General features: G+C 29.2%; 12 protein-coding genes, 1 tRNA gene and 1 pseudogene. 3 read left to right on the forward strand and 11 right to left on the reverse strand.

What is annotated here, in order from left to right; all coding sequences use genetic code 11:
- Positions 1-421: 421 nt before the first annotated feature.
- From ribC to QZZ11_RS05555, 5 genes are all read right to left on the reverse strand, one after another.
- Positions 422-886, reverse strand: coding sequence for a riboflavin synthase (gene ribC / locus QZZ11_RS05535; RefSeq protein WP_292474300.1), 465 nt, complete (start codon positions 884-886; stop codon positions 422-424).
- Between the two features lie 19 nt (positions 887-905).
- Complete coding sequence (mch, locus tag QZZ11_RS05540) at positions 906-1889, reverse strand: methenyltetrahydromethanopterin cyclohydrolase (protein ID WP_292474302.1); 984 nt, start codon at positions 1887-1889, stop codon at positions 906-908.
- Positions 1890-2016: 127 nt separating this feature from the next.
- The gene (locus QZZ11_RS05545; RefSeq protein WP_292474303.1) at positions 2017-2646 is read right to left on the reverse strand and encodes a thymidylate synthase; all 630 of its coding nucleotides are present in this window, start codon (positions 2644-2646) and stop codon (positions 2017-2019) included.
- Positions 2647-3624, reverse strand: a complete 978-nt coding sequence (locus QZZ11_RS05550) for a methionine synthase (RefSeq protein ID WP_292474305.1) — start codon at positions 3622-3624, stop codon at positions 2647-2649. It lies immediately after the preceding gene.
- 283 nt (positions 3625-3907) lie between these two features.
- Positions 3908-4990 carry a hypothetical protein gene (locus tag QZZ11_RS05555; protein ID WP_292474307.1) on the reverse strand — a complete coding sequence of 361 codons (1083 nt, stop codon included), beginning with the start codon at positions 4988-4990 and terminating at the stop codon, positions 3908-3910.
- Between the two features lie 196 nt (positions 4991-5186).
- On the opposite strand from QZZ11_RS05555, the gene QZZ11_RS05560 reads away from it, so the two are divergent.
- Positions 5187-5260 (forward strand) — tRNA-Ala (locus QZZ11_RS05560).
- Between the two features lie 2 nt (positions 5261-5262).
- Here QZZ11_RS05560 and QZZ11_RS05565 read toward each other — a convergent pair.
- Genes QZZ11_RS05565 through hypA form a run of 3 tightly spaced genes read right to left on the reverse strand, consistent with a single transcriptional unit; the run spans position 5263 to position 7380 of the window.
- The gene (locus QZZ11_RS05565) at positions 5263-6303 is read right to left on the reverse strand and encodes a DUF354 domain-containing protein (RefSeq protein WP_292474308.1); all 1041 of its coding nucleotides are present in this window, start codon (positions 6301-6303) and stop codon (positions 5263-5265) included.
- 41 nt (positions 6304-6344) lie between these two features.
- Positions 6345-7004: a hydrogenase nickel incorporation protein HypB gene (hypB, locus tag QZZ11_RS05570; RefSeq protein WP_292474310.1), complete on the reverse strand. Its 660-nt coding sequence runs from the start codon at positions 7002-7004 to the stop codon at positions 6345-6347.
- Positions 6997-7380, reverse strand: coding sequence for a hydrogenase maturation nickel metallochaperone HypA (hypA, locus tag QZZ11_RS05575; RefSeq protein WP_292474311.1), 384 nt, complete (start codon positions 7378-7380; stop codon positions 6997-6999). The genes hypB and hypA overlap by 8 nt, the downstream gene beginning before the upstream one ends.
- A gap of 223 nt (positions 7381-7603) precedes the next feature.
- On the opposite strand from hypA, the gene QZZ11_RS05580 reads away from it, so the two are divergent.
- Complete coding sequence (locus QZZ11_RS05580) at positions 7604-8476, forward strand: ribose-phosphate diphosphokinase (RefSeq protein ID WP_292474313.1); 873 nt, start codon at positions 7604-7606, stop codon at positions 8474-8476.
- A 26-nt stretch (positions 8477-8502) separates the two neighbouring features.
- Here QZZ11_RS05580 and QZZ11_RS05585 read toward each other — a convergent pair whose 3' ends face one another.
- Both QZZ11_RS05585 and lonB read right to left on the reverse strand, forming a co-directional pair.
- Positions 8503-10326: a DEAD/DEAH box helicase gene (locus QZZ11_RS05585; protein WP_292474314.1), complete on the reverse strand. Its 1824-nt coding sequence runs from the start codon at positions 10324-10326 to the stop codon at positions 8503-8505.
- A gap of 293 nt (positions 10327-10619) precedes the next feature.
- On the reverse strand, positions 10620-12524 hold the full coding sequence (gene lonB / locus QZZ11_RS05590; protein WP_292474317.1) for an ATP-dependent protease LonB: 1905 nt from the start codon (positions 12522-12524) through the stop codon (positions 10620-10622).
- A gap of 448 nt (positions 12525-12972) precedes the next feature.
- Between lonB and cobQ the strand changes: the two genes are divergently transcribed.
- Positions 12973-14490: a cobyric acid synthase CobQ gene (gene cobQ / locus QZZ11_RS05595; RefSeq protein ID WP_292474316.1), complete on the forward strand. Its 1518-nt coding sequence runs from the start codon at positions 12973-12975 to the stop codon at positions 14488-14490.
- On the opposite strand, the pseudogene QZZ11_RS05600 reads toward cobQ, so the two are convergent.
- A pseudogene (locus QZZ11_RS05600) lies at positions 14487-14707 on the reverse strand (hypothetical protein); the annotation flags it as partial. The gene cobQ and the pseudogene QZZ11_RS05600 overlap by 4 nt on opposite strands.

Raw genomic sequence — 14707 nt, forward strand, 5'->3', positions numbered from 1 at the left:
CAGTCTAGCGTTGAAAGTCTAAGTTTTAGTTCTTGTTCATTATTATTCATCATAACATATGTTCTTATATCTTTACTATATACTATACTTTTGGGTATTTATTTTCCAATATTTTTATACAATGTTTAATAATTGCAATATTTTATAAAAAATAATTAAATCTTTATTTTTATTAATAATGATAATTAATTATGCTTATTTTTAATAGACTTTGAACTATTTTTATTTTTTTTTAAGTCATTTTTTCTTCTATTTTTAAGACTGTATTTTTTTAAAAAAATAGTAAATATTGGTTTATTTTTTTTAAATAATTTTTTAAATCTGTTTTGATTAATTTAAAGCATTTGTATTAAAAATAATCTTTTTGCAATAATTTATAAAAAAATAGGGGTGGGGAATGTTTTAATATGTTGTTAATTAATTATAAAGGGCCTTTATTTTCTCTACCTTCACGAACTCCAGTTCCTGCTTCTTTTTTCATTTGTTCAGGTTTAAACAACATTTTAACCAGGTTATCTGCATGTTGGGTGGCTCTATTGTAAGCTAATTGTTTTAAATCATTTTCATCGTAACCTTCATCTTCATGAACAAAAACTTCTAAAATATGTGTATTGGTCATTAATTGGGCTTGTATGAGTCCTGTACTTGCTTCATGAGCACAAAGTTTATCAATTTTTTCTCCACCAGGCATACCAAATGCCATAACAATATCACAATTTTCTTCTTCAATAAGCTTTTTTGCAGCTACTGGTAAATCTTTAACTCCTGGAACATAAGATTCAATGAATTTTACACCAGTAACCTGTTTTTTTATTTGATTAACTGCAGCACTTGCCATATCAAAGCGAGCAAAGGTAGTGCTACATATTCCTATTCTTTTTGACATTAATTAACAACTCTTCTTTCTATAAAAATTTTACTTCTTTAACTTCAAATGATTTTTTAAGTCTTTCTAAATCGATACTGCCTGTATGGAACATTTCACCAGTAACCATGTCATTTACGATAACTTGTGCAGGTGCAAATACTTCCTTAGGTATTTTGTAGAAATCACCATCAGCTTCTTCGAAGAATTCTAGGAAACTTTTACCATAATTTTCAGATGAAGATGATGGTAAGTTTGTTGCTAACTCTTCTAAACTTTCTCCTTCATCTGGTTCAATATAGTAATATGTTCTTCCACCGAAAATAATAGCATCATTTGTTTTCCCCATTGCTTTAAGATTATCCGGATCTACAGGAGTAATAGGTGTAATACCTGCAGCATATGTAATTTTTGTTACATCAAAGTCCATGACTTCATACATTTTATAAATTCCAACTTCTAATGCACGACCGGATATTTGTATAGAACCAACAAGTGAGGCTGTAGGTGCTACTAAAATTGTTAAATTGTCCGTTTTTACTCCACATTCGTCTGCAATAAATTGTGCAACTTTTTCATTAGGAAGTTCATTTGCTTCTAAAGTAATTACTGCAATATCAGAATCTTCAGTATAATTTGTCATTGCATATATTTCATCATTTTTGAATTTATGTGTTTGTGCAGGACCGGATGCCATTGCAAAATAATCATCTACTTCTATTTTCCAGCCTGCTTTTTGTGAACCTAATGTGGTTAATGCAGGGAAATCAGTTTTTACCTTAACTGCTGGCATAGCCATTATATCACTTAAATCTCCGGGAATTGAAATACCTACATCACATATTCCACCTAAACAAACCTTTGTAAAAAGTTCTCCACCTTTAATACTACCTTTAGCATTAACACCACAATCTATTACTAAAGTTCCATTGGATAATGTGGATGCAATCAATTTAAGTTTATCTGCATCAGCAACCATTTTATCTGCAATTTTTTTTGCTGCAACGTTCATACTTTCGCTCATAACATTAATCTCCTAAATAATAGTTTAATCTTAATCAATATTAGTTTAACACGTTAAATTGTAGTCTAATATTTTATAATAGCTTATTATAACTTTTATTAATATTAAATTTTATGAATTGGTAATTCTACCATTTTTTTAATATTTCTTTACATTTATCCCAATCGTGTTCATAAATATGTAAGCTCATGGCATGATGAACCATGTTCACAAGTTTTGTATTGGTGTTTTCAGCCACATAATATCCAACTTCTCTGATTCCAAAAAGATTTGGAAAAGTTGCCCCTCCACAATCGTTACTTCTGAAAAAATCAGTCATATATAAATTATCATCACGTATTAGGAATGCAATTTCTTGAAGACAAGGTATTTCATCAACTTTATTGTCTTGGATAGGATCAATAGTAATGGCTATTGCACGACGAGATTCTCTACAGTTATTTAATTTTTCTATACATGTATCTAATTGATCAATATCAAAATATTGTCTTAAACGGTTTCCATATGTATAAACAAAACCCTGGTCATTGTTAGGATCTAATAATTCCTGTTTATATGTTTCAAGTCTATCATCATGCCAAGGGGAACATTCTGGAATTGTGTTGTCATCAGGATTTGTTATTTCTAGCATAACATTTTGTAACTCTTTGGTTAAACTACCTCTTTCATCAGTAACTTCATGGCCTTCCTGCATAATCTTTTTAACACAAGTAAGCCAAGCATTTGCAATATTGTTTGTTCGAATAAATTTTGCCATTTAGATTCCTTCCAATTTAATTTCTTTTAAAATATCCAGTTTACCTTTACTAATTTCACTTTCTAACATTCTCATACCGCAGTCTGGATCGATAATTAGGTTGTCCTTTTTAATAATTTCATTTACATCTTTAACAGTTTGTTTTACATTTTCAATGTTGTCTACGGACTCCATTTTTGTATTAATACAACCAATTCCAATCTGTTTATCTGAATTATTTTTCCATTCTTTTTTTAGAGTTCCAATATTTTGACTCATTCCAGAAAACTCAAAGTCTAAAATATCAACATTAAACTTTAATAGACTAGACATAACATCCTTTAAATCACCGCAAACATGTAAAATAACGGGGATGTCTAACTCCTCACTAATTGTTTCAACAGCCATTTTCGATACATTTATGTCCTCAGCTCCTGTAGAAATAAATGGTTCATCTATTTGGATTGCACAAGCTCCTGCTTTTTCTAATTCTTTAGCTTCAACAAGTAGGGCTTTTGCCATATCATAAATAGCATTTTCTTTATTTGAGTAGAAGTTTTCTATTATTGATGAATGAATGAGCGTTGTTGGTCCAGTAATTATGCCTTTAACCCCTTTGGCTTCATGATTATAAATATCTTCTAAATTAGCATTTAATTTGAACTTTTTATTTAAAGATTTTGCAGTTTTAAATGCTAGGTTAAAATCTTTTACAGAAATAGGGTGGGCCGCAGGTGTAATTTTACCTTTAATGTATGAAGTATTATCTTCTATTTTGAATCCATTAATTTTGCTGGCAAATATTTTTACCATATCTCCTCTTACTTGTCCATCACATATTATATCAATATCTGATTCAACAAATGCAGAAACAGATTCTATAATTGATTTTTTATAAGAATCGAATAAACCTAAGGACTCAGAAATTTTTTCATTAAAAGTATGAGCTTCAAAACTATGTGTTGGATAACTACCAACTACTGTTGAAATTATATTCATATTTTTCATATCCTAAAACACTATAATTAAAAATCTATTATTAGATATGTATTGAAAAATATTTAATTTTATTATACATTAAAATCTATATATTTTCTAAATTTTCATATTTAAAAAAAAGTATAAAAAAGTGAAGTAATTAATTACTTCTTAAAATTGTGAATTATTGAGTTAAGTATTTGTAGCGAAAGTACAACTTTTTCTTTATTTTAAATATTGTTTTAGTAAAAAAAGAATATTTTTTCAAAGTATTGAAAAATAAATAGAAAAAGTGGGGGATTAGTTATCTTTTTGTAGTAACAACATTTGCTAACACCATTGCACTTAAGAATAAATAAGTTACAAGTGCTGAACCATTAATGGTCCTTGTAATAATAAATAATCCCAATATTGTCTGTGCAATAAATGCAGAGAGTGAACCCGTAAGTAACGCCTCACGACCAAGATATTTCTTATTTCCACGTTCACGTTGTTGTCTATACTTGTTTAGAACTTTTATTCCTATTAAAATTACTGAAATAATCCATATAATCATTACTATTAAGAATAAATAACCGAAATCAAATCCAAAACCAAATATTCCTGGTAAGAAATAATCCACAACGTCTTTTTTTGTTACTAATATACCATAGAATAATGGTAGAGGTAATCCGAATAACGTGATGAAAGTTAAAGGTAAAGATATGTATCCATCACCATTTCCTAAACCGGCATTTCCCCAATAGGTAGCATTAGCTGTGTGACCTAAAAGGTTTGTATTTTGAATTACTAATTTTAAACTTGACAATTGGTTATTACTCATACGGTCTATTCTTGAAAGAGGACTTATAATTTCCATTCCTAATAATTGGGATAATCCTTCCATCAATCCGAATAATAATAACATACCAACAATTACGAGCGCTACATTTCGTATATTCAAATAAGAACTTTCTCTTTTGAAATTTTTACTAATTATTAAAAATCCAACTAATAAACCAAGAGCCCACATAATTAAGAAATCACGGTGTACAATTGCTCCGAAAAGTGTTATACCTGCAGTAATTAACATTACTAATAATTTAATATTTGATGTTTTGGATCCTTGGTCTTCTATCACGGGTATTATCGACCACGACGTTACCACAACCATTATCGCTAAAGGACCATAGGGGTGTGTAAATTCGTGATGATTAAACATAGGTAGAATAAGACAAGCTGCATCTATACCGAATATAACCGTTATTCCAACACCCAATATTAATGATAGAACGAATACTAAGCTGAAATTCAATGGAATAAAATTTAATAATAATAAAACTCCAATATGCATCAGAATAGCAAATTCTAAAATAAACATTAAGTGACTTGAAGCTATTAATGACATGTTTCATCTGTCCTTTATTATTTTTTTCATGTTTAATTTAACTATTCAAAGAATAATATTCTTTAAATTATTAACTATATTTATATTAATAATTGATATTATTAAAATTCTTTGGTAAAAATAGAAATAAAATATAATAAAATATTAAAAATAGGTAAGTATATTATATAATAAACACATATAATAAAATGTTTATGGGCTAGTAGCTCAGCTTGGTAGAGTGTCGCCTTGGCATGGCGGAGGCCTCGGGTTCAAATCTCGACTAGTCCATTCTATTTCTTTTCATGATATTCATCATATGTTTTGTATATCTGATTAACAATTAAATCAATTAAATTATCTGTTTTTAAGTCGATATGTTTTGGTTTTTGATATAATAATTCTTTAGATAATTCAATAATTTCATTTAGATTAGTTGATCTTTTCATTAAACCCTTATTGATATAATATGTGTCAACAGATAATTGTTTTCCAGGATAACAGGATATTACGGGAGTACCTAATAATGCGGCTTCCCTATTCATAGTTCCTCCAGCACCTATTACTAAATCTGCTTTTTTCATTAAACTGAATGTATCAACAGGCGTTTTAAGAATATGTACATTTTTTAAATCTTTAAATATTTCTCCCTGAGTTTTAAATCGCGGAAGAATTAAAATATCTGCATCATCTTTCAAAGATTCAACAATTGGTGTTAAAACAGATTTTGTACAATCAGCATCCAAATAAGAAGCTAGAGAAGGTTCCGGTCTCATAAATATAATTTTATCATTTTTGATTTTTAAGTTTAAATCCTCTAAAATATTTTCATTATAAATAAAATCTTCTAAATGGCTAACTTCACAAGTACCGTTGTATCTAACAATATCATTCGGATTCATTCCAAAATGTATTGTATTCCAAACGTCAAAAATTTCTGGAATAATTAATTTATTTGTTAGGGGAAGTGTTAGTTTATTAGCTGCAATAGCATGTTCATTATCTAATACAAATACATTGGGGATGCCTAATCCAAAAGCTACTCTAGGTAATTCAATGGAATGTTTTGTAATAGCAACATCAACATTTTCTTTTGCTATAAATTTGGATAGTTCATATGCTCTTTTAGTACTTGATAACAATTTTTCTTCTAATGTTACACCATGATTTCCAATAGAAACGTATTCTAATCCAAAAATGTCTAATAAATCATGAATGTTAGAAAAATCTCTTGCAGTGATTAATACTTCATGACCATCTTTTTTTAGTCTTTTAATCACTCCATTAAAAAAACGTACATGTGGTGAATTTACTATATCTATCCATATTTTCATAATAAAACTTCCGATAAAAGAAAAAAATAGAAAAAAAGTCTTTATGACTTATTGTTTTTGAACTCTCTGTACAAGTCTATAATTTCCTGTACTCCTTCACCTGTTTTTAAACTACATTTAACTACAGGAATGTCTGGGTTGATGGTTTTAATATCTTTAACCATTTTATCTGCATCTGCACCAACAGCTTCTGCTAAATCCACTTTGTTTACAATAGCCATGTCTGCTGTTTTAAATATCATTGGATGTTTTTCTGCAGTATCGTCACCTTCAGTTACACTAATAATTACTGTTCTTACATGAGCACCTAAGTTAAAATCAGCCGGACAAATTAAGTTTCCCACGTTTTCAATAAATAATATGGAAACATCATCAAGTGGTACATCAGGTAATGCATGTTCAACTAAATGTGCATCTAAGTGACATTCTTTTCCAGTGTTTAATCCTTTAACCGGTACATTTTTATCTTCAATTCTTTTAGCATCGAATTTACTTAATATATCTCCAGCAATTACTGCTATATCTTCATCCATTTCATCGATTAGTGTTTCAAGTAATGAAGTTTTTCCGGATCCTACAGCACCAACTAAATCTACTGCGAAGACTCCTTTTTCATCTAATATATTTCTATTTTCATATGCTAATTTATCATTTGCTCTAATAATATCTTGTTCTATTTCAATACTAGCTATGTTATGCATCTTCATCGTCCCTTTCAATTTTTATTGTTTTGATGTTACATTCTTGTCCTTGTAATATGTGAACTCTAGTATTTTCACATTCTGGACACATTGCAACAGTCATTAAATGATCCATATTTTCATCTGTTTTTGTTTCACCTGTAAAACCACAGGATTCACATTCAATTTTGGTAGGAATCATATTAATTATTATTTCAGCATCTTCGAATATTGTTCCTTCTCTTAATATATCCATCATGAAACGCAATTGTTCCGGATTTAACATAGTAAGTTCTCCAATTTCAAAAACTGCTTCATTGATTTTTATAGCATCATTTTTCTTAGCAGTATCTAATATGGCTTCTACCATACTATTTGCCATGGATAATTCATGCATGTTAATTTACTCCAATTATATAAATTATTTTTTTTATTAATTTAGAATTTTTATTTTTTTATCAATTAATAGTTTTATTTTTTTAATTATTTAACTTAATTTATTTTATTATATTACATTTTAATAACTTATTTTAAAAATAAAATACATATCTCATATTAATAAAAAATTGTTGTTAAATTTACGAAGATAAATTTTTCTATTTATTAAGGAGAGAATACGTGTGATTATTGGAGGATCTGCATCACAAGCTTTAGCTAGTCAAGTAGCAATGGAATTAGATGATAAATTATGTTCAGTAGAAACTAAAAAGTTTCCTGATGGTGAAAGATATTTAAGAATTAAAGATGAAATACCTGAAGATGAAAAAGTTATTGTAGTTCAATCAACGGGTTATCCTCAAGATGAAAATATGATGGAATTGTTCTTCATATTGGATACATTAAATGATATGAATGTAACTGATATAACAGTTGTATCTCCATATTTGGGATATAGTCGTCAAGAACGCAGATTCAAAGAAGTTGAATGTATATCAGCAAAAGCAACAGCAAAACTAATTCAAACAATGGGTGTTAAAAGATTAATATCAATAAATTTACATGAACAGAGTATTTGTGATTTATATGATATTCCTGTAGATAATCTTTCTGCAATGCCAACTATTGCAGAACATATTAAAAACACATTTGATGTAAAACCAGTTATATTAGCTCCGGATAAAGGTGCAATTAACTTTGCAAAGGAAATTGCTATGATATTGGATACGGATTATGATTATTTGGAAAAAGTAAGATTATCTCCAGAAATAGTTGAAACAAAAACAAAAAATATTTCAGTTAAAGATAAAAATGTTGTTATAATAGACGATATTATCAGTACTGGTGGAACAATAGTAAATGCTATAAACATTCTTAAAGAACAAGGAGCAGTAGCAGTTGACGTTTTCTGCGTGCATCCGGTTTTAGTTAATGATGCAGTGCTTAAAATAAATGCAGCAGGTGCACATAGTGTTCAAGGAACAAATACTTTAAAAAGTGATGTTTCTTTTGTAAGTGTAGCAAAAACAATTGCAGATCACTTAAAATCATTATAATTTTTTTTTAAAAAAAGAGGAAATGATTAGAATTCAAATTCATCATTTCTATAGTTTTTTTCTCGGTAATTATTAGAATCATAATCATTGTTTCTATAATTGTCTTTACCGTAATCCGTTTTTCTATACGTATTTTTTTGATAATTATTCTTCCTATAACTACGTTGATTATAATTATTGTTTTTATAATTATCATTCTTATGGGGATTGAATTTTCTACTTTTTCTATTATGTTTAGAATTTTTAAATTTGTTTTCATTATTTTTTCTGTTAGATTTTTCACGTGGACGTGCTGGTTCAATATGTACTCTTTTATTAGCGATGTATGTTTCACCCATAAATCTATAGAAATCAGACGCATTTGCATTAGGTATTTCAACAAAAGAGAAATTGTCAAATATGTCTATATTACCAATTTGATGTCCATTCAGGCCCGTTTTTTCATGAATTGCATTAATTATAACACTAATTGTCATATCATGTTTTCTTCCTACACTCATAAAGAATCTAACAAATCCTTCATGTGCTTCAGTATCACCAAATTCTTCTTCTTTATACTTACTATCCTGCATAATGCCTTTTAATAATGTTGCAGCAATATCGATTGAGTTATAATCTTCTTCAATTAATTTTTCAATAATGTATATCTCTTTAGATATATTTTCAGTTTTGATACGTTCTTTTAATTGTTCAATAAAGTTATCTTTTTTAACTTCTGCAACATCGCTGATTGATGGAATAGGTGCTTGATCAATTTTTGTTTTTGCATATCTTTGAATATCTCTTAATTGGTAGATTTCACGTCCAGAAACAAAACTAAATGCTTTTCCAGTTTTTCCAGCTCTTCCTGTACGCCCAATTCTGTGAACATAATATTCGTTGTCGTTAGGGATATCAAAATTGAATACTGCTTCTACACCACCAACATCAATACCTCTTGCAGCAACATCAGTTGCCACTAATATTTCCAAAGATCCATTCTTAAATTTACTCATTACACGGTCTCTTTGATTTTGTGTCAAATCACCATGTAAACCATCAGCTAAATATCCTCTGATTTGCAGATGGCTTACTAATTTGTCTACTTTTCGTTTAGTGTTACAAAATACTAAGGATAAATCAAAATTATTTAAATCCAAGAGTCGTGAAAGAAGTTCTAATTTCATATCCTCTTTAACTTCGAAATATTTTTGTTCAACATCTGGAGTTGTAAGTTCATGTTTAGTTATTTTTACAATTTCAGGGTTATTCTGATATCTTTTAGCCAGTTGCATAATTTCTTGAGGTAATGTTGCTGAAAATAATAAAAATTGTCTGTTGTCTGGTATATCTTCCAGAATATATTCTATATCTTCTCTGAAACCCATATCCAACATTTCATCTGCTTCATCAAGGATTACTGTTTTAATCGTGTTTAATCGAATAGTTTTTCTGTCAATATGATCCATTACCCTACCTGGTGTTCCAATAATAACCTGTACTCCTGTTTGCAGAGCTTTAATCTGTCTATCAATAGGTTGTCCACCATAAACTGGTAACACATCTATTTTTGGTAAGTATTTTGATAGTTTTCTAAGTTCTTCTGCTACTTGTATTGCTAATTCTCGTGTAGGGCATAAAATAATTGCCTGTAAATCTTTATTGTCACTTTCAATATTTTCTAATAAAGGTATTCCAAATGCAGCGGTTTTTCCAGTTCCGGTTTGTGCTTGTCCAGTAACATCTTTATGTGCTAATATTTGGGGAATGGCGAGTGATTGTATCGGAGAAGCTTCTTCAAATCCCATATCTTCTACTGCTTTTTGTATTTCGGATGATATATTTAAGTCCTTAAATTTTAATTTTTCCATATATATTATCTCCTTTCTGTATTTTTTTCTTTTGATTTGGACTTAATTAAAAACACGGGCGTGTTATTTAGTTAATTATTTAATTTAATATTTTTTTCTTTTATCAAATTTTTTTCCTTAAATCTTAAAGGATTCATTCCTTTATAGATTTATCATTTTCATAGTTAATATAATTATTTTAATTAACTTAATTTTCTAATAAATAAAATTTAATTATTCAATTAGCTTTAAAAAGATGGGAGTAATTATGAGATTATTAAAAAAAGTTATAAAAAAGTAAAATTAGGAAAGTCCTAATTTTCAGATGATGAAGGGTTTTGATTGATAATTGTTGAAGGATTTGGTATGATATCTTTGATTTTATCAATTTTGTTTTGTTTTAATTCTTTGATGAATTCATCTTTTTTAGGACCCACTAATGCATATTCCAATACTTCAATTAACGTATTTACTGGAATAATTTCAATTTGATCTTTGTATCGTTTTTCTATTAAAACATCATCTTTGTTTGATGCAGGAATTAATACTCTTTTCATTCCAGATTCTGCTGCGGCTTCTATCTTGTAAGTTACTCCACCAACTGGTAATACATTACCTCTAACACTTAAAGAACCGGTTAATGCTAATGTTTGGTCAATAGGGATGTCTTCTATTGCTGAAATAATTGCTGTTGCCATAGAAACACTTGCACTATCTCCTTCAACTCCATCATAAGATTGAACGAATTGAATGTGGATATCGTAGTTGGATATGTCTTTTCCAATACTTTTCTTAATTATAGCTCCTACGTTTTGAACAGCTTCTTTAGCAATGTCTCCTAATTTACCTGCAGCAATAATTTTACCTTCCTCTTTACTTTGGGATGGGGCAGCTTCTGCTGCAATTGGTAAAACGATACCACTTGAATTTCCAATAACTGCTAAACCATTGATACATCCAATTGCTGAACCTTCATTATTGAAAACACTGTATTCTTTTCTTTGTACAATGTATCTGTCTGCTATTTGTTGTTCTAATGTTCTGGATTGTTTTTTAGCTTCATATACGTGTTCTAATGTAACTTCATTGGCACCTTCTTCAACTGCAACGTCTCCGGCTGCACGTACTAATCCACCTAAATCTCTTAATTTTAAGGTTAAAGAATCTTTTTTACCAGCTCTACGTTGGGCTTCTTTGATTACTTCAGCAACAGCTTCTTTTGAGAAATGAGGTATTCTTCCATCATTTTCAACTTCTTGAGCTACGAATTGTCCTAATTTTTTACGGTTTTCTGGTGTGTCTTTCATGGTATCTTTCATGAATACTTCATAACCGTATCCTCTTATTCTTGATCTAAGAGCTATATGCATATCTTTAAGAACTTCCAAGTTACCTGCAGCTACTAATACAAAATCACATGGTACTGCTTCAGTTCTAACCATTGCTCCACTACTGTTATCACTTTGTCCGGTTATTTGGAATTTATGTTCTTGTAAAGCAGTAAGTAATTGTTGTTGTGTTTTCATGTTCATTGTACCTATTTCGTCAATGTATAAAACACCTTTATTTGCTTTGTGAATCATTCCACTTTCTACTCTTTCATGTGCAGGAGTTCCTAATCCTCCTGATTGATATGGGTCATGTCTTACATCACCTAATAATGCTCCAGCGTGTGCACCAGTTGCATCAATGAAAGGAGCAACTTTTTTTCCATCACTATTAACTAATAATTTTGGTGCAGATTGGTTATTTTTTGGTTTAATTTGGTATAAAGCAAAAAACACGATACCTACAGCAATAATTGCTTCTAAGAATTGGTTTGTTAAAAAACCAATAGCCATAATTAGACCAATAATTGCTATCATAAGGATATTTTTTCTTTCTTCTTGTCCTTTAACATTTTTCTTTGTAGTTTCTATAATTTTTGCACCTTGTCCGGCAGGCATTACTCCAACTAATGGATTATTTGAGTCTTCTAAATTTGGATAAATTAGAATGTCCTGTAATTCTTCTGGAGGTAAAAGTTCGGCCATAGCTTTAGCTATCATGGATTTACCAATACCTGGTTCACCAATTAATAAAACATTTCTTCTTTGTTTTGCAGCTTTTTTAATTTTCTCAACGGCTTCTTCTTGACCAATAATCTGATCAATAAGCATTGGTGGAATTTTGATGTTTTCTGTGTTGACATAGTCATTCGGATCTATTTCTTCAGTAATATTGTCTGAATTTTCTTTTTCTACTTCAGATTCTTCGTTGACTATTTCTTCATCATTTTCTTCAATAGGGGGAGTGTTTTTATCTTCATTGGGTTCTTCGATTATTTCATTTGTTTCAGGTATTATTATGTCATCATCAATTATTATATCATTATCAATACCTTCTTCATTATAATTGCTTATGATAATCCCTCCATTTTTTAATAATTATAATTTATTGTTCTTTTTTTCTTTCTATTAATTTTATTAGTTGTACATATTATATATATCAATAATATTTTAAGTAACAAAAAGTATTTAAAATCTTTGGTTATAGTATTTTTAAGTTAATTAAAATTTTTTAATTTTTTAGTGTTATATCAAATTATCTTTAAAAACAATATATTTTTTACAAGTTACTTACATAAATAATTCTAAATATTAATAATTATTTAGGTGGTTAGACTATATGAAGTACATAATGTTCCAAGGAACATCCTCAAATGCAGGAAAAACATTAACAGTTGCAGCTTTATGTAATATCTTATCAAGAAGAGGATACAGAGTAACTCCTTTTAAATCTCAAAACATGTCATTAAATTCATATACTACGATAGATAACAAAGAAATGTCTATAGCACAGGTTATGCAAGCAGAAGCAGCAGGTATTGAACCTGATTGCAATATGAATCCTATACTTTTAAAACCTAAGGGTGAATTTTTATCACAGGTAATTGTTCAAGGAAAACCTGCTGGTGATATGAGATTTGATGATTATCAAAATAATTTTAGAGAAGAAGCATTATCAGCAATAAAGGATTCATTAAATAAATTGCAGGATGATTATGATATTATAATTTTAGAAGGTGCAGGTTCTCCAGCAGAAATCAATATGTATGACAAAGATTTAGCTAATATGTTGATGGCAAGAATTACTAACGCAGATGTTATTCTTGTGGCAGATATTGACCAAGGAGGGGTATTTGCATCAATCGTTGGAACATATTATCTTATTCCTGAAGAAGATAGAAAAAGAATTAAAGCAGTCATTATTAATAAATTCAGAGGAGAAGCCAGTGTACTAAAATCAGGAATAGAAAAAGTTGAAGAGATTACTGGAATTCCAATTATAGGAATCATGCCTTTCGACGAAACTTTAAATTTACCTGAAGAGGATTCTGCTTCATTAACTACACATCAATTCAGTGAAAATGAAAAAATAACTATAGGAACATTAAGACTTCCAAAAATAGCTAATTTCACAGATATAGATCCATTGGATTATGAAGAAGATGTTGGAATAAAATTAGTAAGTATCTATGATGATTTTGATGGTCTGGATGCATTGGTAATACCTGGAACACGTAATACTGTTGATGATATAGAAGAACTTAAAAAATCAGGGGCATTTGATAGAATTAAAGAAATTGCTAAAAAAATTCCTGTATTTGGAATTTGTGGTGGTTATCAAATGTTATCCAAAGAAATTCTTGATCCTAAATGCACTGAATCAGATCATGGTTCTGTAGAAGGATTGGGATTAATTGATATGGTAACTAAGTTTGGGGAAATAGAAAAAGTAGTTAAACAAAGTGAAGGTACTATTATAGCAGATAGTGAATTAGGATTCAAAAAAGGTACCAAAGTAACAGGATATGAATTACACGAAGCAATCACAATACTTGGGGAAGATACAAAACCATTAATAAAACTGGAAAAAGGTCATGGAAATGATACTTCTTGCCAATATGATGGTGCAATAGAAGGAAATGTCTGTGGTACATATTTCCATGGTATATTCCATAACTATGAATTCAGAAGATTATTTACTGATCAACTTCGTATAAATAAAGGTTTAAAACCTTTAGGTTTAACTGGTGATCAGTTTAAAGAATCTAAACGTGTAAATTATAATCAGTTGGGTGATTTATTCACTGCTAATGTAGATATGTCTTTCATTGATAAATTATTAGAAGATCAGGATTAAATATCTTTAATAATTTTTGCAAATTCCTTCAATGTACTTGTTTGATATACTTTTGCACCAGCTTCTTGGTAGTCTCTGACACAACTGGTTGGTGTATTCCATCTAATTTTATTTTCAGGATTCAAAATTATAACATTTCTGGATTTGACAACAATTTGGTGTAATATAGTTGCACTTTCTAAAATTCCATCAATTCTTCTTCCTGTCCAATCTCTAC

It is taken from the genome of Methanosphaera sp., from assembly GCF_016282985.1.
Lineage (GTDB): Archaea > Methanobacteriota > Methanobacteria > Methanobacteriales > Methanobacteriaceae > Methanosphaera.